The organism is Streptomyces sp. SP17BM10, from assembly GCF_036322405.1.
Classification (GTDB): Bacteria; Actinomycetota; Actinomycetes; order Streptomycetales; family Streptomycetaceae; genus Kitasatospora.
The window spans coordinates 144,125-166,258 of the sequence record NZ_JAQYXB010000675.1 but is presented as its reverse complement, the minus strand read 5'-3'; the positions used below and the strand labels follow the sequence as shown (position 1 = coordinate 166,258).

Here is a 22,134-nt window from a genome sequence, read left to right as displayed (position 1 = left end):
GATGCCACGTCCGGAGCGCCACCACGGCCGGCGCGGCCCGGGGCCGCCGGTGGGCGGTCCGGACTGTCCCGGCGGCCCGGAGGGTGGTGGCGGGACGGAGGGTGGGCCGGACGGGCCGCCGCCCGAGAGCGGGCCGGACGGGGGGCCGACGGGCGGTTCGCTGGGCGGACCGGAGGGAGGCGGTTGGGAACTCATGGCGGCTCCGTTTCGTAGGCGGCCGGCGCAGAGGGCCGGCGGGGAACGCTCCTGCCGCTGGGTTCCATTTCTCCCCCCGCGCCCCGGATGTCGCAACAGCGGGCACGCGCCCCGTCGCCGTGCGTGCCCGCGCCGCTTCGGCCAGGCTGGAATCCGTCCGGCACCTCGCGGGAACCGCACCCCGCCGGAGCCCAGCCCGCAGGAACCACAGGAGGCGACATGCAGCAGGCCGCGACCGCCCCGGCTGGAGCGCCCGGCGCCGTGCGCGGCTGGCTGGACGCGCTGGCCGTCGTCCTGGCCGGGCTCGCCGCGATGGCGGCGGTGGCCGCGCTCGGTCTGTGGCTGGCCGGCGCGGACGACCTCCCGGACGGCGGGTTCCCGTCGGTGCTCGCCGCCACACTGGCGCTGGCCGTCGGGGGCTCCGTCCAACTGGACGGCGGCGCAGGTCAGTTCGCCGCCGTGGACGCCGGGATCAGCGCGATGCCGCTGTCCGTCGGGCTGGCCGGCGCGGTGGTGATGGCCGAGGTGTTCCTGCGTCAGCTGCGCTTCCGCGCGGTGACCGGCGGCAACGAACTGCTCGGCCGGATCGCGCGGACGGTGGTGCTCTGGCTGCTGGCCCTGGTCCTGCTCACCCTCGGTGCCTCGCACACCTTCACCGTCCCGCTCGGCGGCGGCATCGAGCAGGCCATCGGCAACGCGCTCGGCCTGACCCCCGAGGTGGGCTTCCACGCGGACGGGCCGACCACGATCGGGATCGGGCTGGCGTGGCTGCTCGTGGTGCTCGCCGGAACGTTCGCGGTGTCCCGGCGGGCGCCGCTGCCGCGCGCGCTGCTGCCCTACCAACAGGCCGTGCGCCCCGCCGCGTTCGCGCTCTGGACGGTGCTGCTCGGGTACGTCGCGATCGGTGCGGTGGTGGGCGTGGTGACGGCACTCGTGCACGGCAACGCCCGGGAGACGATGGCCGTCGTGCTGCTGGCCCTGCCGAACCTCGGCTGGATGGCGTTCGGCCTCGGGCTCGGCGCCGAGTGGCACGGCAGGCTCTCCGGGGCGCTCGGCCTGCCGGTGCCCGAACCGCTCGCCGAGGTGCTGCGCGCACCGGAGGGCCACGAGGCGACGGTGAGCCTCGCCACCCTCGCCGACCAGGACGCGCGCAGTTGGTGGCTGCTGCCGATCGCCGCCGTCCTGCTGCTCGCGGCCGGCTTCCTCGCGGCCCACCGATCGCCGAGGACCGTCCCGCTGTGGCAGCACGCCGTCCGACTGGCGCTGGCCACGGCCGTCGTGGTGGCCCTGATCGGGGCGTGGACCCGGGTGGACGCCGACTACGGGCTGTCCGTGCTCGGCGTCGGCGTGGGGGAGGGCGGGCTCGGCGGCCTCCTGGGATCCGTCCTCGGCAGCGCGGGCGGCCCCCTGGCGGGACTGGCCAACGGCAGCCTCACGCTCCATCCGTACCTGTGGACGGCCGTGCCGCTGGCGGCCGGCTGGGGGCTGCTGGCCGGTGGCCTCGGCGCGCTGCTCGCGGCGCGTGTGGGACGCCGGGGCGAGGTGCCGGAGGAGACCGGGGGCCGCTGAACCTGCGGGCCCTCAGAACGCCTCTGCCAGCAGGACCACCACCGGCGGCAGCGCCTGGGCGAGGGCGCCGCGCCAGACCTTGGGCTCCGAGACGAACAGGATCACCCCGCCGGCGATCATGAACGCGCTGACGTAGGTGATCATCGCCCGTCCGGCGGTGTCGTGCCGGCTGTGCAGCAGGACCAGCCCCGCGACCAGGCCCAGCGCCAGGAACAGGTTGTAGAAGCCGACGTTGAAGCGCCACACCCGCACCTCGGGCGCGTCCGCCGTGCTGCCGGTGAGCAGGAAGCGCACGCGCGGGTGCCCGTACAGGAAGCTCTCCAGCGGCCACGCGATGATGTGGACCGCGGCGGCGAGCATCGCGAAGACCTGGCTGACGGCGTTCATCGGGCGGACCGCTCCTCTTCGCCGCGCGGGGGCGGGTGGACGACGGGCACGGCCCACGCGGGGGGCTCGGGCACGGAGGTGGTCGCGGCGACCGCCGGCACCACCTGGGTCGGTGGCCCGCCGCCCGTCCAGGCGGCGGGCGCGGCGACGGGGGCCACCGCCGCCCGCAGCTCGGCGACGAACTGGAGGCAGGTCGCGTACCGGTCCTCGGGCGCCTTGGCGAGCGCCTTGGTGACCACGGCGTCGACGGCAGCCGGCAGGTCGGGCCGGTGCTCGCACACGGAGGGCGGCGGGTCGTTGAGGTGCGCCCAGAGCAGGGCGAGGTCGCTCTCGCGGCGGAACGGCGGCGCGCCGGCCAGCATCTCGAACACCACGCAGCCGAGGCCGTACTGGTCGCAGCGCCCGTCCAGCGGGTGGCCGGAGATCTGCTCGGGCGCCGCGTAGTCGAGCGTCCCGACGATCTGGCCGACGCTGGTCAGCCCGCTGAGCGACAGGGACTTCTTGGTGAGCCCGAAGTCGGCGAGGTACAGGTGCTCGGGGTGCTCGCTGTCGGTGCCGGCCGCGACCAGCACGTTGCCGGGCTTGACGTCCCGGTGGACCAGGCCGTGGTCGTGCGCGGCGTCCAGCGCGGAGGCGATCTGCAGGGCCAGCCGGGCGACCCGGTCGACCGGGAGGGGCCCGCCGCGGCCGATCAGGGCGCGCAGGTCGCCGCCGTCGACGTAGCGCATCGCGATGAACAGGATGCCGTCGTGCTCCCCGGCCTCGAAGATCGGCACGATGTGCGGGTGGTCGATCGCGGCGGCCGCCTCGGACTCGTGCATGAACCGCTGCCGGAACACCTCGTTGCGGGCCAGCTCGGGGGCCAGGAGCTTGACGGCGACGGTCCGGCCGAGCCGCAGGTCCTTCGCGCGGTAGACGACGGCCATGCCGCCGCGCCCGACCTCGCTCTCCAGACGGTAGCCGGCGACCTTCCGCCCGACCATCCCGGCGGGCAGGCCGGCGTCGTCGGCGGGGCCGGTCGGGTGGCCGGTCGGCGGATCGGGGTGCGGCCCGGACGGGATCACGGCTCGCCCGCCCGGGTGGGGGCGTAGTCGTCCGGCGGGGCGGGGACGGGGGAGGTGGGCTCCGGTTCGACCCGGTCGGTGGCCGCGTACGTCTGGAGCTGGAGCCCGTCGCAGTAGCACCAGCGGTCGTGCACCGGGTCGAACACCCACAGCGCCTCGCCGTCGACGACCAGGCCCACGCGCAGGCCGCGCGTCTGCTCCCGGAAGGACTCCAGGTCCAGGGCGCCGGCCGCCAGCCGCTCCAGCAGCCCCCGGTGGCGTTCCAGCGCGGCGGCCGCGTCGGCGAGGGCCGGGCGCGGGTCGGCGGTGCGTGAGGGCGGGCCGCCGACGACCGGCGGGGCGTCCGGGAGGGTGATCAGCAGGCGGCCGTCGACCCAGGCGCTCCAGCCGTTGGAGCACAGCACGCGGGCCCAGTCGCCCTGCCGCTCGACGAGCCGCACGGGGAGCAGCTCGTCGAGCCGGGCCGACGGCCGGGCCGGGTCGGGGGCCGCCCACGTGGCCATCCCGCCGGGCGGGGCGACGTGGGAGGGGCGGAACGCGAACTCGTCCATGCGCGGCACATTTCCTCCGCCGCGCGGGCCGCCGCCCGGGGTCGGGCCCCGGGGCGGGGGCTGCGTGCGGCACTCGTACCACAGGTCGCCTCCCACTCTACCGGCGGCGGCCCGTGCCTTCCCGGCGCGCTCACTTGCGCATGACGGCGGGCTCGTGGCGGCGCAGCAGGGCCAGCACGATCAGGCCGTACGCCAGCGAGAGCGCGGGCAGCACGGCCATGCCGAGGAGCCAGCCGCGGCGCTCGTGGCGGAAGAGCGGGTCGGCGGTGAGGACGGTCGGGAAGGACAGGTTGCGCAGGTCGACGGTGCGGGCCATCGCGGACAGGCCCCAGCGGGACGGCACGATCCAGGACACCTGCTCCAGGCCGGGCACGCCGTGCAGCTTGAGCATCAGGCCGCTGAAGACGATCTGGACCACCGAGAGGAGCACCAGCAGCGGCATGGTGGCCTCCTCCTTGTCGACGAGCGCCGACACGACGAGGCCGAGCATCATCGCGGAGAACGCCAGGACGCCCACGGCGATGATCAGTTCGGGCAGCTGGGGCATCACGATGCCGCTGGTCACCGCGGGCGCTGCGCCCGGCGGCAGCTTGGGCGCGATCTTCACCCCGGCGATGCCGACGACGGTCAGCAGCGCGGCCTGACCGACCGTGACCGCGCCGAGCACCACGACCTTCGACACCAGGTAGGCCGACCGGGACAGCCCGACCACCCGTTCCCGCCGGTAGATCGCGCGCTCCTTGACCAGCTCGCGCACCGAGTTCGCGGAACCCGTGAGCAGTGCGCCGATGCAGAGCGTGAGCAGGCAGTTGATCGCGTTGTCCTGGGAGATCCGGGTGCCCGCGATCACCCGGCACATGCCGCCGATGACGAACGGCAGCACGACCATGATGGTGAGGAACAGCCGGTCGGCGGCGAGCACCGCGGTGTAGCGGCGCACCAGGGTGGCGAGTTGGGAGGACCAGCCCTGGGGCTTCTCCCGGCCGATCGCGGGAGCGGCAGCGTCGGCGGGCGCCGCGGGGGCGCGCGGCGCGGCCTCGGCGGCGATGTACCGGCGGTACTGCGGCGAGGCGCGGTAGCGCTGCTGCCAGATGCCGTGGTCGTCGTTCTCGAACGCCTCGAAGGCCTCCGGCCATTCGTCGAAGCCGAAGAACGCCAGCGCCTCCTGCGGCGGCCCGTAGTAGGCCGTCCGGCCGCCGGGGGCCAGCACGAGCAGGCGGTCGCACACGCCGAGGCTCAGCACGCTGTGCGTCACGACGACCACCGTCCGGCCGTCGTCGGCCAGCCCGCGCAGCATGTGCATCACCGAGCGCTCCATGCCCGGGTCGAGGCCGGAGGTCGGCTCGTCGAGGAAGAGCAGGGACGGCTTGGTCAGCAGTTCCAGGGCGACGCTGACCCGCTTGCGCTGGCCGCCGGACAGGCTCGCGATGACCTGGTCGGCCCGCTCGTCCAGACCCAGCTCGTGGATCACCTCGGTGACCCGTGCCTCGCGCTCGTGCGGGTCGGTGTCGCCGGGGAAGCGCAGCTCGGCGGCGTAGGACAGGGCGCGGCGCACGGTGAGCTGGGTGTGCAGGATGTCGTCCTGCGGCACCAGGCCGATGCGGCGGCGCAGTTCGGCGTAGTCGCGGTAGAGGTCGCGCCCGTCGTACAGGACGGTGCCCTCGTCGGCGGGGCGCAGCCCGGTGAGGGCGTTGAGCAGGGTGGACTTGCCCGCGCCGCTCGGGCCGGCCACCGCGAGCAGCGCCTTCTCGGGGAGCGGGAAGCCGACGTGGTCGAGCAGCACGCGGTGGTCGGGGCCGACGCGGACGACGAGGTCCTGCACGTCGAGGGAGATCTCGCCGGTGTCGGTGTACTCGACGAGGTGGCCGTCGGACAGGCACAGCGCGAAGTGGCCGATGCCGATGATGTCGGCCGGGCCGACCGGGGCGCGGGTGACCGGGCTGCCGTTGAGGTAGGTGCCGTTGTGGCTGTCGAGGTCGACGATCTCGTGGCCGCCGCCGGGCAGTTCGCGCAGTTCGGCGTGGTGGCGGGAGACCACGAGGTCGTCCAGGACGAGGTCGTTGTCGTGCGAGCGGCCGATCCGCACGGCCGTGGCGGGCAGCGGCATGACGGCGCTGGGGCTGCGGAAGGTGCCGGAGGACTGCGGGGCGACCAGGGACGGGCGTTCGCCCGGCGCGGGCCGGGGGAGGCCGGCGAAGGTCGCGGACGGGCCGTCGGCGGGGTTGCCGAAGCGTACCCGGGTGCCGGGGCCGACGTCCTCGGAGCTGATCCGGCGGCCGTCGTCGAAGGTGCCGTTGGTGCTGCCGACGTCCTCCAGCTCCCAGTGGTCGCCGCTGGCGTGCAGGACGGCGTGGTGCCAGGAGACGCGGGGGTCGTCCAGGACGATCTCGCTCGTCGGGTCGCGGCCGACGTGGTAGGACCGGCCCGGATCGATCAGTCGCGAGTCGGTGTCGGTGACCACCATCAGGGGCGGTGCCACGGGTGCGGCCAGGCGCTCTCCCATGGTCGGAATTGTATCGCGGGGGGTGTGCCGGGGGCGCGTTTTCACCCGGTGATTGGACTAGACCATGAGGTCCGCGCGCCATTGTCGTCCGGCGCGCCCGCACCCGCCACCCGCCGACCACCCGTGGACGGGACGCGTGAACGCCGGGCCGAAGTCGCGTCGTTCCCGGAGCGTGCGGGCGGGCCGCGCGCCCCGTCGGACTCGTCCGACCCCTGCGTCATCCGCCCGGCTCACCTGAACGGGGGAGGAACGGGCGGCCGGCGCCTCACCCTTGCGTGTCGTCCCACTCCCACGAGCACTCCGCCGTCGCCCCCGAGGTGAGCTCCCACGGGCTCGGCACCGCGTGCGGCTCCCCGCCGCCGTCCTGCACGGGCAGCCGGTCGATCACCGCGACCAGCGCGGGCGGCAGCTGCGGCGCCAGCCCGCGGTGGCAGCGGGAGAGGATGTCGCGCCGGACGTCGTCCGGGAGCAGGGGCCGGCTCACCCGCAACGGCCTTGGCCCGCGCGTGCGTTCGGCCGCGGCGAGCTGGTCCGACCAGGCCCGCCAGTAGTCCGCGTCGTCGGTCTCGCCGAGCATCAGGTGGTGCAGGTGCAGGCAGTACGCGGCCGTGCCGCTGCCGGAGCCGGCGGCGAAGCGCCACCAGAACTCGGCGCCCTCCTCCCGCCCGGTCGCGTACAGCAGCGCGCCGAACACCTCGGCCCCCTCGGGCTGGATGCGGCGCGCGTTCACCAGCAGGTCGAGCCCGCGGGAGGCGTCCGGCGCGCCCAGCACCAGGGCCACCACGAGGCCCAGCTCGAAGGCGGCCTGCTCGTGCTCGGTCGGCAGGTGGGGCGGTCCGGCGGTGAGGCGGGCCTGCCGCAGGGCGGCGATCCGTTCGGCGTGGGCTCGTTCGGGTCGGGGCACGTGAAGCGGCGCACGCCCCCCCTCGGCACTCCGCGCCCCATCGGGCGGGGGGGTGCCGGGCCCGTCGACCGGCGGGTGCGGTTCGGCCCGGTGCCGCTCCGGCTCCGGGCCGGGCCGCGGCCGGAGCGTCACTGCTCGCCCCCGCTGTCCGGGAGTTCGCCCACGCCGAGCCGCCGCGCCAGTCGCTCCCGGGCGTGCCGCAGGTTGGAGTGCACGGTGGCCACCGGCCGGTCCAGGTAGGCCCCGATCACCTTGACGTGCAGGCCGAGCAGGTAGCGCAGGATGATCACGTCCCGCTGGCGGTCGGGGAGTTCGAGGATCGCCGCGTACAGCCGCACCTCGTCCGCCTCGCTGTGCAGCAGCCCGTTCGCGACCTGCTTGAAGGCCCCGATCACGGCCGCGAACGTGACCGCCTCGACCGCCACCGGCTCCTCGCCCGCGACCCAGTCGGCGATGTGCCGGTTCGCCAGCCGCCAGGCGTACGCGGCGGGCTCCTCGAACCGCAGCACCTGGGACCAGCACCGGGCGAGGTCCTCCTTGACCGCTTCCACCACGAGCGTGACGTCGGCGCGGTTGCCTATCCGGGTGAGCGCGAGGGCGCGCCAGGCGGGTTCGTGCGTCTCGCAGAACGCCGAATAAGCCAGTTCCATCCGGACGTTGACGGACTCGCCCGGCACCGCGAGGGCCTCGCGGCCACCCCTGTCGATCGTCATCGAGCCTGCTTTCCGTGGCGCCGACCGTCGCCGGGCCACCCGAGGGTCGGGCTGTGTGCGCCCATCCTCATTCCATCAGCTCCGTCACTCCAGGCCGCACATCAAATACAGATTGTCATTTCATGGGAATGGCTGCCTGGTTGTGTCCGCGGTTGAGCGGGACGGGGTCGCGGTTGACCTCCGGCTAGCCTGGGCAACAATCGATCACGTCGCGCGGCACGCGGCCGCACGCGGCCGGACGCCATTCGGGGGGACTGCGATGAACCGGTACGACGGGGTGGACCTGCGGCTGAACGTCCCGCACTCGGCCCGGATGTACGACTACTACCTCGGCGGCTTCACCAACTTCGCCGCCGACCGCGAGGCCGCCGGCCAGGCGCTCGCGATCGCGCCCTGGCTGCGCGCCGCCGCCCGCGCCAACCGCGCCTTCGTCCACCGCTCGACCCGCGCCCTCGCGCAGGCCGGCATCGACCAGTTCCTCGACATCGGCACCGGCATCCCCACCTCGCCCAACCTGCACGAGACCGCCCAGGCGGTGAACCCGCGCGCCCGGGTCGTGTACGTCGACAACGACCCGATCGTGCTCTCCCACGCCCAGGCCCTCCTCGCCGGCACCCCCGAAGGCCGCACGGCCTACGTCGAGGCCGACGTCACCGACCCGGTCGGCCTGCTCGCCGCTCCCGGCCTGCGCGAGACCCTCGACCTCGCCCGCCCGGTCGCGCTGTCCCTGAACGCCCTGTTCCACTTCGTCCCGGACGCGCACGGCGCGCGCGAGGTGCTCGAACACCTGAAAGCGGCCCTCGCCCCCGGCAGCGCCCTGGTCATGACGCACGTCAGCCCGGAGTTCGCCCCGGAGGAGGTCGCCCGGCTGATCCACGTCTACGCGGCGGCCGGCACCGCCAGCCAGCCCCGCACCCGGGCCGAGTTCACCCGCTTCTTCGACGGCTGGACCCTGATCGCCCCGACGGTCGTCCCCACCCCCCGCTGGCGCCCGGCCCCCGACGACCCGGCCGTCACCGACAGCGAGGCCGCGTGCTACTCGGGCGTGGCCCTGAAACCGTGAGGCGACGCGCCTGAGCGGACCGCGCGGCCGCCCCGCCGAACCGTGCGCCTCTGCGCCTCCTGTCACAGACTGGTGGTGGATCGATGCTGCCCCCGAGGCTGGGAGAAGCATGCTGCTCGGACTCTCGACGGCGCTCGTCGCGACCGTCTGCTTCGGCTTCGGGGCGGTGTTCCAGGCGCGCGGGGCCAGGTCGGCGCCGCGCGCGGACCGGGTGCGGGCGGGCCTGCTGGCGGCCCTCGTCCGGTCGTGGCAGTTCGCCCTCGGCACGCTGCTGGACATCGTCGGCTTCGTGCTGAGCATCGTGGCGCTGCGCAGCCTCCCGCTCTTCCTCGTACAGGCCGTCACCAACGCGAGCCTCGCCGTCACCGCCCTCGCCGCCGTCTGGCTGCTGGGCGCGCGGCTGCGCCGCGGCGACTTCGCGGGGATCGTCGCGGTGGTCCTCGGCCTGACGCTGCTCGCTCTGGGCTCGGGCCGGGAGGGTCGCGAGTCCGCGCCGTCCGCGTTCCACTGGGCGCTGCTCGGCACGACCGTGGTCATGGTGCTGCTCACCGTCGCCCTCGTGCGGCGGGACGGCACGGTCGCCGCGGCCGGCCTGGGCCTGCTCGCCGGTGTCGGGTTCGGCGTGACCAGCCTCGCCGTCCGGGTGCTCGACGTGCACGGGCCGACGTCCGTGCTCGCCGACCCCGCCACCTACGCCCTGGTTCTGGGCGGCCTCGGCGGCTACCTCGCGTACGCCCTGGCGCTGCAGCGCGGCACGGTGACCGCCGCGACCGCCGCCGGGACGGTCGCCGAGACCTTCGGCCCGGCCCTGGTCGGGGTGGCCGCGCTCGGCGACGCCGCCCGGCCGGGCTTCGAGTGGTGCGCCCTGGCGGGCTTCGCGGTGGCGGTGGGCGGCACGTTCGTGCTGTCCCGGTTCGGCGAACCGGAGGGGGAGTCGGCCGAGGCGGTCGCCCCCGAGGCCGACGCGCAGGCGGAACCGGCGGTCCCGCCCCACTAGGGTCCGCGGCCAGGGCCCGCGGCCCTCCCGGTCGCCCGCGCGCCGTCGCCGTGCGAAGGTGGCTTGCCGGACAAAACGGACGGCCTCCACGCAGGACGGCAGAGCGGCAGGTGCGCGATGGCGGACGAAGCCCACCGAGGGTCCCGACACCCGGGGGCGCCCGAACGCCCCGTGGTGCTGATCACCGGCGCGTCCTCCGGCATCGGCCTGGCCACCGCCACCCGCCTCGCCGAGGCCGGCTGGCGGCCGCTGCTCTCCGGCACCGACCGCGCCCGGCTGGACGAGCTCGCCGCCCGCACAGGCGGCGTCGCCCTGCCCCAGGACCTGAGCAAGCCCGACGGCCCGGCCCGCCTCGCCGAGGCCGCCCTGGAGGCGGCGGGCCGGGTGGACGTCCTGGTCGCGAGCGCCGGCCTGGGATGGCGCGGCGCGTTCCAGGACACCCCGTCCGACACCCTCGACCGGATGATCGAGGTCAACTTCGCCGCCCCCCTGCGGCTCGTCCGCCTCCTCCTCCCGGGAATGCTGGAGCGCCGCCACGGACGCATCGTGCTGCTCGGCTCGATCGCCGGCCAGGTCGGCGTGCGCGACGAGTCCGGTTACTCCGCCACCAAGGGCGGCCTCGCGATGTTCGCCGAGAGCCTCTGGTACGAGCTGCGCGGCACCGGGGTGGGCGTGCGGCTGGTGCTGCCGGGCGCGGTCGAGACCCCGTTCTTCGACCGCCGCGGCGCCCCGTACCAGCGCGACCGCCCGCGCCCGGTGCCGGCGGAACGCGTCGCGGACACCGTCGTGGCGACGATCCGCACCGAGCGCGACCGCCTGTTCGTGCCGCACTGGCTGGGCGTCCCGGCCCGCATCCACGGCGCCGCGCCGGGCGTGTTCCGCCGCATGGCGTCCCGCTTCGGGTGAGGGCCCGCCACCTCCTCGCGGCCGCGGCCGCCGCCGAGTTCCTGCACCTGGCCCCGGCGGCCGTCCGCCTCCCGGCGCTGCGCCGCACGGTGGCCCGCCGCACCGCCGGGTTCGGCACGACCCCCGGCCACGTCGCCCTGACCTTCGACGACGGACCGGACCCGCGCAGCACCCCGTACGTGCTCGACGCGCTCGACGAACTCGGCGTCCGCGCCACGTTCTTCCTCCTCGGCGCGATGCTCGACCGCGCCCCCGCCCTCGGCCGCGAACTCGTCGCCCGCGGCCACGAGGTGGCCGTGCACGGCTGGCACCACCGGCAGCAGTGGTACCCGGCCCCGGCCCGCGACCTGCGCGAACTCCGGCGCGCCACGGAGGCGGTGACCGACCTGTGCGGCGCCCGCCCGCTCTGGTACCGGCCGCCGTACGGCGTGCTGACCGCCGGCCCCGCCCTGGCCGCCCGCGGCCTCGGCCTGCGCAGCGTCCTGTGGACGGCCTGGGGCCGCGACTGGACGGCCGAGGCGACGGGCGAGTCCGTCCTCGCGACCGCCCGCCCGGGCCTCAGCGGCGGTGCGACGCTCCTCCTCCACGACTCCGACTGCACCTCCGCGCCCGACTCCTGGCGCGCCACCCTCGCCGCCCTCCCGCTCATCGCCGCCCACTGCCGCGCACACGCGCTCACCCTCGGCCCCCTCCGCGACCACGCGGTGCCCCGGACCGGCCGCCGTCCTGAGCGGCCGGTAAATCGCTCGGCCCGCCGCCCGCGCGCCCGCTAGCCTCGGCTCATGGCTCACGCGAAGACCTCGTACGTCTGCCTGCCCTGTCGGGCCACGTACAAGAAGCCCTACGGCGCGCTGGAACGACTCTGCCCGCGCTGCGCCGAGCCGATGGTCCACGCGGGCTCGGCCTTCGCCGCGCCGCGCCGGCGCGACACCGCGGCCTGGCGGACGCTGTCCGTGCTGCTCCACGCGGGGATCGGCTTCCACAAGACCTGCTGCGGCGGCCCGGGTTACCGCCCGCGCACCCTGCCGGAGGTCCGGGCCCGCCTCGCGCACGCGCGAAGGACGGGCGAGCCGGCCCACAAGGCGCTGGTGCGTCGCGAACTCCCGTGAGTCCGTAGGCCTTACCGCCTTACCCCAGTCCCGCCTTCTCCAGCGCCGCGCCGAAGCCGTCGCGCCACGCGTCCGGCGTCGCGCCGACGGACGGCGCGGGCTCCGGGCGGGTCAGCGCGGCCAGGGCGTTGCGGACGACGTCGGCCGGGTGGGCGTTCGTCACGTCGGCGTGGCCGAGCTCCAGTTCGTGCTGCAGGTTGTCCCGTCCGTGCCCCTGGACGACGTCGAGCAGCAGCATCCGCCGCCCCAGCGCCCGGGCCTCGCTGCACGTGTCGCCGGAGCTGGTGACGACGAGGTCGGCCGCGGCCATGAGCGCCGGGATCCGCTCGGTGTACCCGAAGGGGTGCAGGCGCGGTTCGCGGGCGGCGGCCCGCCGCAGCCGCCGTTCGAGCTCCGCGTTGCGCCCGGCCACCGCGAGCACGTGCGGCCCGGCGGCCGCGAGGCGGACGGCGGTCCGGGCGAGCGGTCCGAGGCCCCAGGAACCGGACATGAGGAGCACGCACCGGGCGTCCGGCGGCACGCCCAGCTCCGCCCGCGCCTCGGCGCGGCCCGGCGGGCGGTAGAACGGCCCGCGCAGCGGGGCCGGCAGCACGGCGATGTCCGCGTCCGGGCGGTGGCGCCGCACCGCGCACGCGGCGACCTCGGAGGTGACGAGGAAGAGGTCCGTCCCCTCCTGCACCCACAACCGGTGCGGGGTGACGTCGGTGCAGAACACGAAGTGCTTGAAGTCCCGCCCCGGCAGCCGGTTGACGGCCGAGGTCGCGGTGGCGAACACCGACACGACCAGGTCCGGCCGCTGCCGGGCGGTCAGCTCCCGCAGCGCGGGCACCAACCGGGAGCGGGCCGCCGCGTCGGCGAGCAGCGCGATGCGGGCGCCGGGCCGCAGCGCGGAGAAGTGGAACGCGTCGTAGACCCCCGGCAGGTCGAGCAGTCGCCGGAACACCGCCTCCCCGGCCGCGCCGGAGCGCTCGCCGAGCAGCGCCATCGCGTCGACGGTCCCGGTGCTCCAGCCGCGCTCCCGGAGCGTGTCGGCGCAGGCCCGGGCCATCACGTCGTGGCCCTGGCCGAGCGAGCCGGAGATCAGCAGCGCGTGCGGCACGGTCGGCGCCTCAGGAACCGAGGGAGGCCCGGTACCAGTCCGCGTACCGCCGCACGCCGTCGGCGAAGTTGGTCCGCGGCGACCAGCCGAGGAGCCGCTTGGCCTGCGCCGAGGAGATCCGCCGGCCCGCGTAGTCGGCGGTGCGGGCCTCGATGTGCTCGATGGACACCGGCCCGAGCAGCCCGTCGACGGTCTCGGCGATGTCGCGCACCGAGACGGCGGTCGAGCCCTCCAGGGCGAAGGTCTGGTCCTCGGCGGCGGGGGACAGGGCCCGGACGTGGCCGTCGGCCAGGTCCTCCACGTAGACGAAGTTGCGGCTCTGCCGGCCGTCGCCCGCGATGGTGATCGGCCGCCCGGCCAGGGCCGCCTGCACGAAGCGGGCGACCACCAGCTCGTCGCGCATCCGCGGCCCGTACGGGATGCCGTAGCGCAGGATGGTGAAGTGCAGGCCGTACAGCTCGCGGTAGCTGTGCACGAGCATCTCGGCGGCGAGCTTGGTGGCCACGTACAGGTGCCCACTGCGCTCCAGCTCGATCGGCACGTGCTCGTCCAGCTCCTGCTCGTCGCCGCCCAGTTGGTCCTCGGCGCCCAGCGCGGCGCCGTACACCCAGACGGTGCTGGCGAGCACGGTTCGGCTGAGGCCGCTGCGCCGGGCGGCCTCCAGGACGGTCGCCGTGCCGTCGATGTTGACGCGGACGGCGCGCAGCGGGTCGGTGCGGATCTGGTCGACGTCGGCCATCGCGGCCAGGTGGTAGACGACCTCGCTGCCGGCCAGCGCGGCGGTGAGGCCGGGCAGGTCGAGGACGTCGATCCGGGCGTGCTCGGCCTCGGGGTTGAGGTACTTGTCGGCGGTGTCGATCGCGAGGACGTCGTGCCCGGCCGCGACCAGCCGGTCCACGACGTGCGAGCCGATGAATCCGCATCCCCCGGTGACGGCTATCCGCACGGGCTCTCTCCTTGTCGGGCGGTCTGTCGGGTTGTCGGGCGAACTGTCGGGTGGCGGGTCGTGGTGGCCGCGGTCAGGCCAGCCGTCGCAGGACCGCCGAGACGGCGTCCACGACCTGCTCGGTCTCGTCCACGGTCATGTCGGAGTGCACCGGCAGGCAGATCTGCCGCGCGCACACGTCCTCGGCGGCGGGCAGCGGGCCGCGCCGGTAGGGGGAGAGCACCGGTTGGAGGTGGAGCGGCAGGTCGTACACCTCGCCGGAGAGCCGCACGCCGTGCTCCTCGGCGGCGATCCGCTTGAAGTCGGCCCGGTCGACACCGCGCGGCAGCAGCACCACGTACTTGTAGTAGTTGCTGCGGCAGCCGACCGGTTCGACGACCGGCTCCAGCCCGTCCAGTCCGGCCAGCGCCTCGTCGTAGCGGCGGGCGACGGCCCGGCGGGTCTCGATGAACTCCTTGAGCCGACGCAGGTGGACGGCGCCGACGGCGGCGTTGAGCTCGCTGATCCGCCAGGAGTAGCCCGGCAGGACGTGGTGGTTGGTGCTGAACGAGCCCTTGCCCTGGTCACGGTAGATCCGGGCCTCGTCGCGCAGGTCCGGCGACTCGGTGAGGATCATGCCGCCCTCGCCGCTCGTGGTGACCTTGGTCGGGTAGAACGAGAACGCCCCGGCGAGCCCGAACGACCCGGCGGCCCGCCCGCCCAGGCTGCTGCCGTGGGCGTGCGCGGCGTCCTCGATCAGCGGGACGCCGTGCCCGTTGCACAGCGCGCGCAGCTCGTCGACGGCCGGAGTGATCAGCCCGCCGATGTGGACGAGTACGACGGCTGCCGTATCCGGGGTGAGGGCCGCGGCGAGGGTCTCGGGGGAGAGCGCGAGGGTGGCCGGGTCGACGTCGGCGATCACCGGGCGGCCGCCCGCGTGCAGCACGGCGCCGGCCGTGGCGTAGAAGGTGACGGCGGGCACGACCACGTCGCGGTCCCGCACGCCGACGGTGCGCAGGACGATCTCCAGCGCCGAGGTGCCGCTGGACACCGCGACGGCGTGCGAGGCGCCGTGCTCGGCCGCGAAGGCCTGCTCGAAGCGCTCGGTCCAGGGGCCGAGCGTCATCGCACCGGTGGCGAGGATCTCCGCCACCGCCTCCGCGACGGCCGTGCGGTCGCTCTCGTCGAACACGATGCGGGCGGCGGGTACGCCCATGGGGCACCTCCGGCGGCGGGCTGGGATCAGCACCGATCGGGTGGGGTCGGTCCGGGCGTCGCAGACGGCCGGGCCAGGCACATCACGCTACTTCGGCGGCCCGCGCCCGGCCCGTTGTCGCCCCCGCACGGGTGACGTCCGTCCCGGACGGTGACGCCGGGTACGCGCTCCGAAGAACCCGGGACTGCTTCGGGAGGAGAGCGTGCGCTCCGCCGTTCGGGGAGGCGCCCTACTGCGTACGCAGTACGGGAAGTGTCTGCGCAGGGATGACGACGGAGGAGGGGACCGCGGCCAAGGATGGTTCACGCTGCGGGAGGACGCGCCGGGAGGCGTGCGGCCCCCTCGCGGCGCGTTCCGCACCAGGTCGAAGACCGAGATCCGAAGGAGGCCGCTCTCCCGTGGCCACGTTCCTCTACCGCCTGGGCCGACGGGCCTTCGTCCGGCGCCGGCTGGTGACCCTCCTGTGGGTCGCCCTGCTGGCCGTCGGCGGGGTCCTCGCGGCCAAGGCGCCCGCCGCGCCGGACGACGGCTTCGCGATGCCCGGCACGGAGGCCCAGAAGGCCTTCGACCTGATGAACGAGCGCTTCCCCGGCGGCCACGCCGACGGCGCGTCCGCCCGCGTGGTGTTCGTCGCCCCCTCCGGGCAGAAGATCACCGCCGCGCCGCACCAGCAGGCAGTCGAGAAGACGGTCGCCGAGCTCGCGCACGCCGAGGAGGTCACCGGCGCGGTCAGCCCGTTCAAGGCCGGGACGATCTCCAAGGACGGCACCACCGCGTACGCGACGGTGAACTACTCCGTCAAGGCGGGCAAGCTGTCCGCCGGCGCCACCGACGCCCTGGAGCAGGCCGCCCAGCACGGCCGGGAGGCCGGGCTCAAGGTCGAGGTCGGCGGCACCGCCCTGACGGCCAAGCCCGAGGCGGGCGGCAGTAGCGAGGCCATCGGGATGGCCCTGTCCGCGGTCGTCCTGACGATCACCTTCGGCTCGCTCGTCGCCGCCGGGCTGCCGTTGCTCACCGCCGTGGTCGGCGTCGGCCTCGGCATGGCGCTGATCACCGCGCTCGGCAGCGTGCTGGGCCTGTCCAGCACCACCGGCACGCTCGCGATGATGCTCGGCCTCGCGGTCGGCATCGACTACGCCGTGTTCATCGTCTCCCGGTACCGGGCCGAGCTCGCCGAGGGCCGCACCCCGCAGGACGCGGCGGGCCGGGCGGTCGGCACGGCCGGCTCCGCGGTGGTGTTCGCGGGCCTCACCGTGGTGATCGCGCTGGCCGGGCTCTCGGTGGTCGGCATCCCGATCCTCGCCAAGATGGGCATGGCCGCCGCCGGCACGGTCGTCATCGCCGTCCTGGTCGCGCTCACCCTGGTGCCCGCCCTGCTGGGCTTCATCGGCAAACGGGTGCTGCCGCGCAAGGTCCGCAAGGCCGCCGGGAACGGCGAGGGCGCCGCCCGGGCCACCGCGTCCGCCTCCGGCGAGGAGAACGGCGGCGCCCGCTGGGCCCGGTTCGTGCTGCGCCGACCGGTCGCCGTGCTGCTCGGCGGTGTGATCGGCCTCGGCGTGCTGGCCGCGCCCGCGCTCGACCTGCGGCTCGGCCTGCCGGGCGACGAGGCCAAGCCGACCTCCACCACCCAGCGCCGCGCCTACGACCTGCTCTCCGAGGGCTTCGGCCCAGGCTTCAACGGCCCGCTGACGGTCCTGGTCGACGCCAAGGGCTCGCCAGACCCGAAGGCCGCCGCGAGTGAGGTCGCCAAGACGGTCTCCGGGCTGCCGGGCGTCATCACCGTCACCCCGCCGATGTTCAACAAGGCCGGCGACACGGCCCTGCTCAACGCGATCCCGGCCACCGGCCCGGCCGCCGCCGAGACCAAGGACATCGTGCATGCCATCCGCGGCCACGCGGCCGGCCTCAAGACCGAGACCGGGGCCCGCGTCCTGGTCAGCGGCACCACGGCGATGAACATCGACGTGTCGCAGAAGCTCACCGACGCGCTCGTGCCCTACCTCGCGATCGTCGTCGGCCTGGCCGTGCTCCTGCTCCTGGTGGTCTTCCGCTCCGTCCTCGTCCCGCTCAAGGCGGCGCTCGGCTTCCTGCTCTCGGTGGCCGCCGCGCTCGGCGCCGTCGTCGCCGTCTTCCAGTGGGGCTGGCTCGCCGATCTGATCGGCGTCCAGCAGACCGGGCCGGTGATGAGCATGATGCCGATCTTCATGATCGGTGTGGTCTTCGGCCTCGCCATGGACTACGAGGTGTTCCTGGTCACCCGCATCCGCGAGGGCTACGTGCACGGCGAGCAGCCGGACGAGGCCATCGTCACCGGCTTCCGGCACAACGCCCGGGTGGTCACCGCCGCCGCCTTCATCATGATCGCCGTCTTCGCGGGCTTCATCGGCATGAGCGAACCGATGATCAAGATGATGGGCCTCGGCCTCGCCGCCGCCGTCGCGTTCGACGCCTTCGTGGTCCGCATGACGATCGTCCCGGCGGTCCTCGCCCTGCTCGGCCGCCGCGCCTGGTGGCTGCCGACGTGGCTGGACCGCCTCATACCGGACGTCGACGTCGAGGGCAGCCAGCTGCACGATGCCGCTCCCGAACCGGCCCCGGCCCGGGAGCCCGTCGGCGTCTAGCGTCGTCACCGATTCGAACGGCGGCCGGGGTCACGATCACGGATTCCACGGTCACCTATTCGAACGCCCACCGATTACCGTTGCAGTCGGGGGCCGCCGCCGAGCGCACCGCCGCTCGCGCCGACGGCCCCCGACCCGCGACCCGGAGAGCACCCATGACCACCACCTGGCAGCGCCTGCGCCAGAACCACCCCCGACTGCTGGACGTCGTCGGGGGCGCCGCTCTCGTCGCCTCCACCGCCTTCGGCGCCACGGTCGACCAGAGCGGCCAGTTCCACGGTCTCGACCCGCTCACCGGGGTGATCGGGCTGGTCTCCGCCCTCGCCGTCTTCGCCCACCGCCGTCACCCGGGCGCCGTGGTCGTGTTCACGCTGGTCTGCTCCATGCTCCTGACGCTGACCACCCCCAAGCTCACCCCCGCCCTCGCCACCCCGCTGCTCTGCGCGCTGTACTTCCTCGCCGTCCGCACCGACCGCACCACCGCGCTGCGCGCCTCCATCGTCACCGCCGTCGTGCTCACCGCGACCTCGCTGGCCGTCGACGCCGGCGGCCACCTCGGCGAGCGGCTGGGCGTCCTCGCGTGGGCGCTGCTGCCCGGCGCCCTCGGCGACTCCATCCGCAACCGCCGCGCCCACCTCGCCGCCATCGAGGAGCGCGCCGAACGCGCCGAGCGCACCCGCGAGGAGGAGGCCCGCCGCCGCGTCGCCGACGAGCGCATCAGGATCGCCCGCGACCTCCACGACGTCGTCGCCCACCACATCGCCCTCGCCAACGCCCAGGCCGGCATCGCCGTCCACCTCATGGACCGCCACCCCGCCCAGGCCCGCGAGGTCCTCAGCCACATCACCGACGCCACCGGCTCCGCCCTCCAGGAGCTGCGCGCCACCGTCGGCCTGCTGCGCCGCGCCGAGGAGCCGGCCCCGCTCGAACCCACCCCCGGCCTCGACCGCCTCCCCGACCTCGTCAACGCCTTCGAGCGGGCCGGGCTGCCGGTGCGGCTCAGCGTCCGGGGCGAGGCCAGGCCGCTGTCGCCCGGCGTCGACCTCACCGCGTACCGGATCCTCCAGGAGTGCCTGACCAACGTCGCCAAGCACGCGAGCGGCGCCGGCGCCGAGGTCACCATCGGGTACACCGAGAGCCGGGTCGCCCTGACCGTCGCCAACGGCGGTCCGCCGCCGGTCGCCGCCCGCCGGGCCGTGCTGCTGCCCAGCCAGCTCCCCGGCGAGGGCGGCTTCGGCCTCATCGGCATGCGCGAGCGCGCCGGCGCCGTCGGCGGCCGTCTCGCCGCCGACCCCCGCCCCGGCGGCGGCTTCCTCGTCACCGCCGAACTCCCGCTGCGCACCGGTGCCCGCGACCCGGGCCCCGAGGCCGCCCGCCCCGATGCCGTCCGTTCCGAAGCGACCCGCCTCGACGTCGCTCGCCCCGACACCGGCTGCCCCGACGCCGCCCGCCGCGTCGCCCAATGGTGCGACGGCGTCCGACGGGACAGCGCCCGACCCGACAGGGAGCGCCCATGACCATCCGCGTCCTGCTCGCCGACGACCAGGCCCTGCTGCGCGGCGCCTTCCGCGTCCTCATCGACGCCGAGGACGACATGGAGGTCGTGGGCGAGGCCGCCGACGGCCGCGAGGCGGTGGAGCTCGCCCGCGCCACCAAGCCCGACATCGTCCTGATGGACATCCGCATGCCCGGCGCCGACGGCCTCGGCGCGACGGCGGCGATCTGCGGCGACGAGGAACTGGCCGGCACCCGGGTGCTCATCCTCACGACCTTCGAGATCGACGAGTACGTGGCCCAGGCGCTGCGCGCGGGCGCGGGCGGCTTCCTCGGCAAGGGCGCCGACCCGAAGGAACTCCTCGCCGCCGTCCGCACCGTCGCCGCCGGCGACGCCCTGCTCTCGCCCGCCGCCACCCGGGCCGTCATCGACCAGTTCCTCGCCCAGCCCGACCCGGCCGCCTCCGCCGCCGTCACCGCCGAGCGCCTCGCCGTCCTCACCGCCCGCGAGCGCGAGGTGATGTCGATGGCCGCCACCGGCCTGACCAACGAGGAGATCGCCGAGCGCATGTACGTGAGCCCGTTCACGGTCCGCACCCACGTGCACCGCGCGATGTCCAAGCTCGACGCCCGCGACCGCGCCCAACTCGTCGCGATCGCCTACCAGTCCGGCCTCGTCCCGCCCGGCCGCCCGGCCTGAGCGTCGCCCTGGGTGTCACTGCCGTCGGCCGTGCTGTGCGGCATGAACGAGGCCCCGTGGGTCCGGACGGCCTCTGGGGCGAGCCCCTGCTGTACGTCCCGGACGCCGTCTACCACCGTGTCACCGGCGGCGAGTGGGAGCGCAACACGCGCCACGGCTACGAGTCGTCCTCCAACACGACGGGCTGGGCCCGCGCCTCGGGCACCTACTTCCGGGCCAGCCGGAAGACGGCCGCCAGCGCGGCGGCGGCGAGCACCAGCAGGATCCCGGCCTCCACGAGCTGGACCGGGACGAGGTCGGCGGCGGGGTGGTACGTGATCCAGGAGGCGGTCGCCCCGTCACAGGCGTGGCTCCCGAACAGGCACGTGTCGCCGCCGACCCGGGTGCCGTCGGCCATGACGGCGCCGCGGTCGATCAGCCACGCGTTGGTCGGCTGCGCCTCGTCCAGCGGCACCACCTTGTCCGTGAGCGGGTAGAGGTAGCGGCGGGCCCAGCTCATCACGCCGAAGGCGGCCCCGAGCACGGCCGCCGTGACGAACATCGCGGGCAGCGTCCGGCGCAGCACCTGGCCGAGCAGCACGCCCACCGCGAGGGCGAACAGGGACCAGGCCACCGGAGCGAGCCCGAGCGCGGGGTAGGTGAAGGACTGGAACGGCGGGTCGAAGGCGTAGGGGCCGTGGACGATGTCCGTCCACCACACCCAGCTCATCAGCGCGGCGACGACGCCGGTCGTGGCCAGCACGGCGAGGCCGGGCACCGCGAGCCGGGCCGCCAGCCAGCGCAGTGGGTGCACGGACTGCGCCCGGATGAGGCGGATCGTCCCGCGCTCGTGCTCCTGGGCGATCATCGGCGCGCCGATGAAGACGCCGACCAGGAGCGGGATCGCCGTGACGACGGGCTGGAGCACCTCGGTGAACCAGAAGGTCGGCCGGCTGATCGGCGCGAGCAGGGTGTAGCACTGGGTGCTGCTCCAGCTCTCGGCGCTGTAGCAGCCGGTCCGGCGCAGGACACCGATGGTGTGCTGGCTGGCGATGTGGATCCAGAGCAGGTCGACGGCCGCGAGGGCCAGCAGGACGGCCATCGTCCGCAGGAGGAAGCGGTTCTGGCGGAGCACCACCCAGGCCACCCCGCGCACTCGCCCGGAGGCCCGGTGCCGGTCCGCGGACGCGACGGTGTGGTCGGGCAGGACGTTCGTGCTCATGCGGCGACCTCGCTGTTCCGGGCGGGGGAAGACGGCTGTGCGGCTGCGGGGGAGCGGAGGTAGCAGAGCAGCAGGTCCTCCAGGCTCGGCCGCTCGCCCTCCCACGGTCCGTCCGGCGGGGCGTCGGTGCGCACGAGCGCGGTGGCCTGGCGGCCGCCGACGCGCCGTTCGACCAGGACCCCGGCCGGCGGGGCGGGCGCTTCGGCGGGACCGGTGAGCAGCTGGTGCCCGTCCAGGATCTCCTCCAGGTCGCCGGCCAGCCGGATCCGCCCGCGCTGCACGAGCAGCAAGTGGTCGATGACGCCGTCGAGTTCGGGGAGGATGTGCGAGGAGAGCACGATGGTGGTGCCGCGGTCGGCGGCTTCGGCCATGAGCGTGCCCATGAGCTGGTGGCGGGCGAGCGGGTCGAGGTCGGCCATCGGCTCGTCGAGGAGCAGCAGGTCGGGCGCCTTGCCGAGGGCGAGCGCCAGCGAGACCCGGGTGCGCTGGCCGCCGGAGAGCGAGCCGATCCGCGCCCGCATCCTCAACTCGCCCTGTTCGACGATCCGGTGGGCCACCTCGTCGTCCCAGGCGGGGTTGAGCTCGCGGCCCATCCGCAGCGTCTCGGCCACCGTGAAGCCCGGGTAGAGGGGCTTGTCCTGCGCCACGTACGAGACGCGGGCGCGCAGTTCGGCCGTGGAGCCGGGCTCCCCGAAGACCCGAAGCTCGCCCTCGGTCGGGCCGACCAGGCGGGCGGCGAGGCCGAGCAGGGTGCTCTTGCCCGCGCCGTTGGGGCCGACCACCCCGCAGATCCGGCCGGCCGGGACGGTGAAGTCGCAGCCGCGCAGGGCCCATTCCCCCTTGTACTGCTTGCCGAGGCCCGTGGCCTCCAGTGCCGTCGTGTCGAGGGCCGTTTCGGCCGGCGGCATGTTCGTCGG

The 22,134-nt window shown here is 75.0% G+C and carries 20 protein-coding genes; 9 read left to right on the top strand and 11 right to left on the bottom strand.

Translation table 11 applies throughout. The features are described from left to right. Positions 1-414: 414 nt before the first annotated feature. The gene (locus tag PUR71_RS36525; RefSeq protein WP_329931552.1) at positions 415-1,764 is read left to right on the top strand and encodes a streptophobe family protein; all 1,350 of its coding nucleotides are present in this window, start codon (positions 415-417) and stop codon (positions 1,762-1,764) included. A gap of 12 nt (positions 1,765-1,776) precedes the next feature. On the opposite strand, the gene PUR71_RS36520 is transcribed toward PUR71_RS36525, so the two are convergent. The 6 genes from PUR71_RS36520 to PUR71_RS36495 form a co-directional block, all read right to left on the bottom strand. Further along, positions 1,777-2,151: a DUF1304 domain-containing protein gene (locus PUR71_RS36520; RefSeq protein WP_329931550.1), complete on the bottom strand. Its 375-nt coding sequence runs from the start codon at positions 2,149-2,151 to the stop codon at positions 1,777-1,779. After that, the gene (locus PUR71_RS36515) at positions 2,148-3,134 is read right to left on the bottom strand and encodes a serine/threonine-protein kinase (RefSeq protein WP_329931817.1); all 987 of its coding nucleotides are present in this window, start codon (positions 3,132-3,134) and stop codon (positions 2,148-2,150) included. Before PUR71_RS36515 ends, PUR71_RS36520 begins: the two co-directional genes overlap by 4 nt. A gap of 77 nt (positions 3,135-3,211) precedes the next feature. Beyond that, on the bottom strand, positions 3,212-3,766 hold the full coding sequence (locus PUR71_RS36510; RefSeq protein WP_329931549.1) for a hypothetical protein: 555 nt from the start codon (positions 3,764-3,766) through the stop codon (positions 3,212-3,214). 130 nt (positions 3,767-3,896) lie between these two features. After that, on the bottom strand, positions 3,897-6,269 hold the full coding sequence (locus PUR71_RS36505) for an ABC transporter ATP-binding protein/permease (RefSeq protein WP_329931548.1): 2,373 nt from the start codon (positions 6,267-6,269) through the stop codon (positions 3,897-3,899). A 265-nt stretch (positions 6,270-6,534) separates the two neighbouring features. Next, positions 6,535-7,173, bottom strand: a complete 639-nt coding sequence (locus PUR71_RS36500; RefSeq protein WP_329931547.1) for a hypothetical protein — start codon at positions 7,171-7,173, stop codon at positions 6,535-6,537. 128 nt (positions 7,174-7,301) lie between these two features. Next, positions 7,302-7,886 carry an RNA polymerase sigma factor gene (locus PUR71_RS36495; protein WP_329931546.1) on the bottom strand — a complete coding sequence of 195 codons (585 nt, stop codon included), beginning with the start codon at positions 7,884-7,886 and terminating at the stop codon, positions 7,302-7,304. 259 nt (positions 7,887-8,145) lie between these two features. On the opposite strand from PUR71_RS36495, the gene PUR71_RS36490 reads away from it, so the two are divergent. From PUR71_RS36490 to PUR71_RS36470, 5 genes are all read left to right on the top strand, one after another. Further along, entirely contained in the window at positions 8,146-8,949 is an 804-nt protein-coding gene (locus PUR71_RS36490) for an SAM-dependent methyltransferase (RefSeq protein ID WP_329931545.1), read from the top strand. A gap of 109 nt (positions 8,950-9,058) precedes the next feature. After that, a complete protein-coding gene (locus PUR71_RS36485) occupies positions 9,059-9,946 on the top strand; it encodes a hypothetical protein (RefSeq protein ID WP_329931544.1) in 888 nt (295 codons plus the stop codon). A gap of 171 nt (positions 9,947-10,117) precedes the next feature. Then, on the top strand, positions 10,118-10,852 hold the full coding sequence (locus PUR71_RS36480; RefSeq protein ID WP_329931543.1) for an SDR family NAD(P)-dependent oxidoreductase: 735 nt from the start codon (positions 10,118-10,120) through the stop codon (positions 10,850-10,852). Beyond that, entirely contained in the window at positions 10,849-11,625 is a 777-nt protein-coding gene (locus tag PUR71_RS36475) for a polysaccharide deacetylase family protein (protein WP_329931542.1), read from the top strand. The genes PUR71_RS36480 and PUR71_RS36475 overlap by 4 nt, the downstream gene beginning before the upstream one ends. A 9-nt stretch (positions 11,626-11,634) precedes the next feature. Beyond that, positions 11,635-11,961 (top strand): deoxyxylulose-5-phosphate synthase, encoded by a 327-nt coding sequence (locus PUR71_RS36470; protein WP_329931541.1) that lies wholly within the window; start codon positions 11,635-11,637, stop codon positions 11,959-11,961. Between the two features lie 19 nt (positions 11,962-11,980). Here the strand turns inward: PUR71_RS36470 and PUR71_RS36465 are convergent, their stop codons facing one another. The 3 genes from PUR71_RS36465 to PUR71_RS36455 form a co-directional block, all read right to left on the bottom strand. Next, positions 11,981-13,060, bottom strand: a complete 1,080-nt coding sequence (locus PUR71_RS36465; protein ID WP_329931540.1) for an MGDG synthase family glycosyltransferase — start codon at positions 13,058-13,060, stop codon at positions 11,981-11,983. A gap of 10 nt (positions 13,061-13,070) precedes the next feature. Next, entirely contained in the window at positions 13,071-14,006 is a 936-nt protein-coding gene (locus PUR71_RS36460; protein ID WP_329931539.1) for an NAD-dependent epimerase/dehydratase family protein, read from the bottom strand. Positions 14,007-14,079: 73 nt separating this feature from the next. Next, a complete protein-coding gene (locus PUR71_RS36455) occupies positions 14,080-15,201 on the bottom strand; it encodes a DegT/DnrJ/EryC1/StrS family aminotransferase (RefSeq protein ID WP_329931538.1) in 1,122 nt (373 codons plus the stop codon). 398 nt (positions 15,202-15,599) lie between these two features. On the opposite strand from PUR71_RS36455, the gene PUR71_RS36450 reads away from it, so the two are divergent. From PUR71_RS36450 to PUR71_RS36440, 3 genes are all read left to right on the top strand, one after another. Continuing rightward, positions 15,600-17,822, top strand: a complete 2,223-nt coding sequence (locus PUR71_RS36450) for an MMPL family transporter (RefSeq protein WP_329931537.1) — start codon at positions 15,600-15,602, stop codon at positions 17,820-17,822. Positions 17,823-17,977: 155 nt separating this feature from the next. Then, on the top strand, positions 17,978-19,339 hold the full coding sequence (locus tag PUR71_RS36445) for a sensor histidine kinase (protein WP_329931536.1): 1,362 nt from the start codon (positions 17,978-17,980) through the stop codon (positions 19,337-19,339). Then, positions 19,336-20,016, top strand: a complete 681-nt coding sequence (locus PUR71_RS36440; RefSeq protein ID WP_329931535.1) for a response regulator transcription factor — start codon at positions 19,336-19,338, stop codon at positions 20,014-20,016. Before PUR71_RS36445 ends, PUR71_RS36440 begins: the two co-directional genes overlap by 4 nt. Positions 20,017-20,221: 205 nt before the next feature. Here PUR71_RS36440 and PUR71_RS36435 read toward each other — a convergent pair whose 3' ends face one another. Next, positions 20,222-21,217 (bottom strand): hypothetical protein, encoded by a 996-nt coding sequence (locus PUR71_RS36435; protein WP_329931534.1) that lies wholly within the window; start codon positions 21,215-21,217, stop codon positions 20,222-20,224. Further along, positions 21,214-22,125, bottom strand: a complete 912-nt coding sequence (locus tag PUR71_RS36430; RefSeq protein WP_443077713.1) for an ABC transporter ATP-binding protein — start codon at positions 22,123-22,125, stop codon at positions 21,214-21,216. Before PUR71_RS36430 ends, PUR71_RS36435 begins: the two co-directional genes overlap by 4 nt. Between the last annotated feature and the right edge of the window lie 9 nt (positions 22,126-22,134).

Bases quoted from the DNA above. Each gene is read 5' to 3' on its own strand.
- PUR71_RS36525 (WP_329931552.1), top strand. From the start codon at position 415: ATGCAGCAGGCCGCGACCGCCCCGGCTGGAGCGCCCGGCGCCGTGCGC.
- PUR71_RS36520 (WP_329931550.1), bottom strand. From the start codon at position 2,151: ATGAACGCCGTCAGCCAGGTCTTCGCGATGCTCGCCGCCGCGGTCCAC.
- PUR71_RS36515 (WP_329931817.1), bottom strand. From the start codon at position 3,134: ATGGTCGGGCGGAAGGTCGCCGGCTACCGTCTGGAGAGCGAGGTCGGG.
- PUR71_RS36510 (WP_329931549.1), bottom strand. From the start codon at position 3,766: ATGGACGAGTTCGCGTTCCGCCCCTCCCACGTCGCCCCGCCCGGCGGG.
- PUR71_RS36505 (WP_329931548.1), bottom strand. From the start codon at position 6,269: ATGGGAGAGCGCCTGGCCGCACCCGTGGCACCGCCCCTGATGGTGGTC.
- PUR71_RS36495 (WP_329931546.1), bottom strand. From the start codon at position 7,886: ATGACGATCGACAGGGGTGGCCGCGAGGCCCTCGCGGTGCCGGGCGAG.
- PUR71_RS36490 (WP_329931545.1), top strand. From the start codon at position 8,146: ATGAACCGGTACGACGGGGTGGACCTGCGGCTGAACGTCCCGCACTCG.
- PUR71_RS36485 (WP_329931544.1), top strand. From the start codon at position 9,059: ATGCTGCTCGGACTCTCGACGGCGCTCGTCGCGACCGTCTGCTTCGGC.
- PUR71_RS36470 (WP_329931541.1), top strand. From the start codon at position 11,635: ATGGCTCACGCGAAGACCTCGTACGTCTGCCTGCCCTGTCGGGCCACG.
- PUR71_RS36455 (WP_329931538.1), bottom strand. From the start codon at position 15,201: ATGGGCGTACCCGCCGCCCGCATCGTGTTCGACGAGAGCGACCGCACG.
- PUR71_RS36445 (WP_329931536.1), top strand. From the start codon at position 17,978: ATGACCACCACCTGGCAGCGCCTGCGCCAGAACCACCCCCGACTGCTG.
- PUR71_RS36440 (WP_329931535.1), top strand. From the start codon at position 19,336: ATGACCATCCGCGTCCTGCTCGCCGACGACCAGGCCCTGCTGCGCGGC.
- PUR71_RS36435 (WP_329931534.1), bottom strand. From the start codon at position 21,217: ATGAGCACGAACGTCCTGCCCGACCACACCGTCGCGTCCGCGGACCGG.
- PUR71_RS36430 (WP_443077713.1), bottom strand. From the start codon at position 22,125: ATGCCGCCGGCCGAAACGGCCCTCGACACGACGGCACTGGAGGCCACG.